Raw genomic sequence first — 3,173 nt, 5'->3', positions numbered from 1 at the left:
TACCAGAGCAAGGAGGGGTTCACGGGCAAGGACGTTCGTCACGCCTTCGAATACCTGCTCACGGTGAAAAACACGCACGCGGTCGCGGAAGAGATGATCGTTTGGGATCAGTTGCCGATCTCTGGAACCGAAGGGTTGAAGGTGAAGCTGCTGGAGCCGAAATATTCCAAGGACACCGATTCGCTGAAGATCGACGAAGAAATGCGCATCAGCTGGTTCCGGACGCTCCAGCCGGGCGAGGAGTGGGAGATCCCCTTCAGTTTCCAAGTGGATGCCCCCAAAGGCATGAACATCAACGGGCTCGAATGAAAATTCCTTTCACCAAAATGCACGGGGCGGGCAACGACTTTATCATGGTCGACGACCGCAAGCGGTCGTTCCCGGTGGCCGACAAGGCCTTCATCGAACGGATCGCATCGCGCCGCACCGGGGTGGGTTGCGACGGCATCCTGCTGATCCAGCCCTCGGAGCGTGCGGATTTCCGTATGCGCTTCATCAATCCCGATGGCGGGGAGCAGGATATGTGCGGCAACGGGGCGCGCTGCATTGCCCGGTTGGCCTACGACCTTGGCGTGGCCGCCGAAAAAATGGCGATCGAGACGGGCGCGGGCATCGTGAAGGCCGAGGTGCTGGGCGCCCGGGTCCGGCTCGGGTTGACCGCGCCCGAGGGCCTTCGGCAGGACCTCCCGGTCGAGCTGGAGTGGCCCGTGGATTTCGTGAACACGGGCGTGCCGCACGCCGTGGCTTGGGTCGACGATGTCGCCCGTGTGGACGTGGCGTCGGTCGGGAAGCGCATCCGCGAGCATGCCTTGTTTGCCCCCTTTGGGACCAACGCCAACTTTGCCGCGGTCGAGGCGGATGGATCGCTGACGGTCCGGACCTACGAGCGCGGCGTGGAGGGCGAGACGTTGGCCTGCGGCACGGGGGCAGCGGCCGTGGCGGTGCTTGCCGCCGAGCGGGGCTGGACCAAGTTGCCGGCGACCGTGCATTGCGCCGGTGGTTTTGATTTGGTAATTGGTTCCATTCCGGGAGCGCTCTCGCTTGCGGGTGGTGCGGAATATGTTTTTGACGGGGAGGTCGAGTATGGAAATCGGATTTAGCCTAGGCTCCAATCTGTATAATAGAAAGCGGTTGCTGATGCAGGCAAAGAACCTGCTGCTCTCGGCCCCGCGTACCAAATTCGTCGACCAGTCGCCGATTTACGAAACCACCCCGGTCGACGTGTTGCCGCAATACCAGGACATGGCCTATCTCAACTCCGTGGTGATCGTCGAAAGCGAGCTGCCGCTGGAAAGCTGGCTGTCCTACATCGGGAAGATCGAGGAGAGTCTCGGCCGCGAACGCATCGAAGGCGAACGCAATGCGCCGCGCCCGATCGATGTCGACATCATCTATGCCGGAGAGCAGATCATCGACAGCGGAGGCTTGGAGGTGCCGCATCCGCGCTGGGCGGAACGCCGTTTCGTGGTGCAGCCGCTCAACGATGTGCGCCCCAACCTGATCCTGCCCGCGGCCAGCAAGTCCGTCGCGCAGATCCTCGGCGCCCTCCCGCCCGATGCCGGCCTCAGCGTCTATGACGAACGCTGGTAATTGATGAAGACCGGGCCGCAGGCCTCGGCAACGATTTGGAACGGAAAAAATGAAGTGGACCGCCGCAAAGATTAAGGCTCTCAAGGGCCAACGCAAGATCGCCATGGTTACGGCATACGACGCGCTGACGGCAGCGCTGGTCGATGACGCGGGGATACCCACCATATTGGTGGGCGACTCGTTGGGCATGACGGTGCTGGGCTACGAAACAACCCTGCCCGTGAGCATGGAGGAGATGCTGCACCACGCGTCGGCGGTTGCGCGCGGAACCCGGAACGCCTTGGTGATTGCCGACATGCCGTTCATGTCCTACCAGCCCTCCGTTGCCTTGGCGCTGGAAAACGCGGGCCGTTTCCTCAAGGAGGCGCACGCCGATGCCGTGAAGCTCGAAGGCGGCGCCATGCGCGGCGAGATGATCGAGGCGCTGGTGAAGAACGGAATCCCCGTGGTGGGGCACATCGGCCTGACGCCGCAGAGCGTCAAGGAGATGGGCGGCTACCGGGTGCAGGGGAAAACGCCGGAACAGGCGCGGCAGTTGATGGACGATGCCATGGCCGTCGAGCAGGCCGGTGCCTTCGCGATCGTGCTTGAATGCGTGCCCGCCGAGCTGGGCGAAATGATTTCGAACGCCTTGACGATCCCAACCATCGGGATCGGGGCCGGGGCCGGTTGCGACGGCCAGGTGCTGGTCTTTACCGACCTGCTCGGGATGAGCGGAAAGCCGGCCCCGCGGTTCGTGAAGAAATACGCCACCCTGCATCCGCTCATCGCCGAGGCGCTCTCCGCCTACCGGTCGGATGTCGAAGACGGCTCCTTCCCGTCCGAAGAGCACACCTACTAGTTTCCCAACGTACGAAAGGATGTCGCCGAAATCCCGGAGACGCGCAGGTGGGTTTCCTGCATGGTCTTGGGGCCTTCGCGTGGCAAGGAATCAACCATGGATATCATCAAGTCGCCAGAAGAGATGCAGCGCCTGGCGCTGTTTTTGAAACGCTCCGGAAAAACGATCGGCTTTGTGCCGACGATGGGCTTCCTGCACGAGGGGCATCTTTCGCTGATGCGTGCGGCGCGCGGGCGCTGCGATCTGCTCGTGACCAGCATTTTCGTCAACCCGACGCAGTTCGGGCCCAACGAAGATCTCGCCGCCTACCCACGCGATTTCGAGCGCGATGAGGCGCTTTGCGAAGGGGAGGGCGTCGACATCGTCTTCTATCCCGAGCCCGCGAGCATGTATGCCGCCGACGCCAGCGTCTGGGTCGACGAGCAGGCCTTGTCCGGCGGGTTGTGCGGGGCCGCGCGCCCGGGCCATTTCCGCGGCGTCTGCACGGTCGTGGCCAAGCTGTTCAACCTGGTGCAGCCCGATCTGGCCGTGTTCGGCGAAAAGGATGCCCAGCAGCTGCGCATCATCGAGCGCATGGTGCGCGATCTCAATTTCCCGGTCCAGATTGTCCGCGGTCCCATCGTGCGCGAGCCCGATGGGTTGGCGATGAGCTCGCGCAACAAATACTTGACCAACCTCCAGCGCCAAAACGCCCTTTGCCTGCGGCAGGCGCTCGACCATGCGGCGGACCTGCTGGAGCAAG

General features: G+C 63.0%; 5 protein-coding genes. All 5 read left to right on the top strand.

The window, feature by feature from the left end:
* On the top strand, nt 1–309 hold a 309-nt coding region (locus tag ABYO54_RS15625; RefSeq protein ID WP_372809163.1), incomplete at its 5' end, for a DUF4139 domain-containing protein.
* Nucleotides 306–1,100 carry a diaminopimelate epimerase gene (gene dapF, locus ABYO54_RS15620; protein WP_372809162.1) on the top strand — a complete coding sequence of 265 codons (795 nt, stop codon included), beginning with the start codon at nt 306–308 and terminating at the stop codon, nt 1,098–1,100. The genes ABYO54_RS15625 and dapF, both read left to right, overlap by 4 nt.
* Nucleotides 1,084–1,590: a 2-amino-4-hydroxy-6-hydroxymethyldihydropteridine diphosphokinase gene (gene folK / locus ABYO54_RS15615; RefSeq protein WP_372809161.1), complete on the top strand. Its 507-nt coding sequence runs from the start codon at nt 1,084–1,086 to the stop codon at nt 1,588–1,590. The genes dapF and folK overlap by 17 nt, the downstream gene beginning before the upstream one ends.
* A gap of 49 nt (nt 1,591–1,639) precedes the next feature.
* Nucleotides 1,640–2,431 carry a 3-methyl-2-oxobutanoate hydroxymethyltransferase gene (panB, locus tag ABYO54_RS15610; RefSeq protein WP_372809160.1) on the top strand — a complete coding sequence of 264 codons (792 nt, stop codon included), beginning with the start codon at nt 1,640–1,642 and terminating at the stop codon, nt 2,429–2,431.
* Between the two features lie 96 nt (nt 2,432–2,527).
* A partial coding sequence (panC, locus tag ABYO54_RS15605) for a pantoate--beta-alanine ligase (protein WP_372809159.1) occupies nt 2,528–3,173 on the top strand: 646 nt, incomplete at its 3' end.

The sequence above is a fragment of the Pontiella sp. genome (assembly GCF_041622395.1).
Lineage (GTDB): Bacteria > Verrucomicrobiota > Kiritimatiellia > Kiritimatiellales > Pontiellaceae > Pontiella.
The sequence above is the reverse complement of the archived record's forward strand: the minus strand, read 5'-3'. Positions and strand labels throughout refer to the sequence as shown.

What these genes read in the sequence shown, in the direction of transcription:
- panB (WP_372809160.1), top strand. Translation starts at nt 1,640, where the DNA reads ATGAAGTGGACCGCCGCAAAGATTAAGGCTCTCAAGGGCCAACGCAAG.
- dapF (WP_372809162.1), top strand. Translation starts at nt 306, where the DNA reads ATGAAAATTCCTTTCACCAAAATGCACGGGGCGGGCAACGACTTTATC.
- folK (WP_372809161.1), top strand. Translation starts at nt 1,084, where the DNA reads ATGGAAATCGGATTTAGCCTAGGCTCCAATCTGTATAATAGAAAGCGG.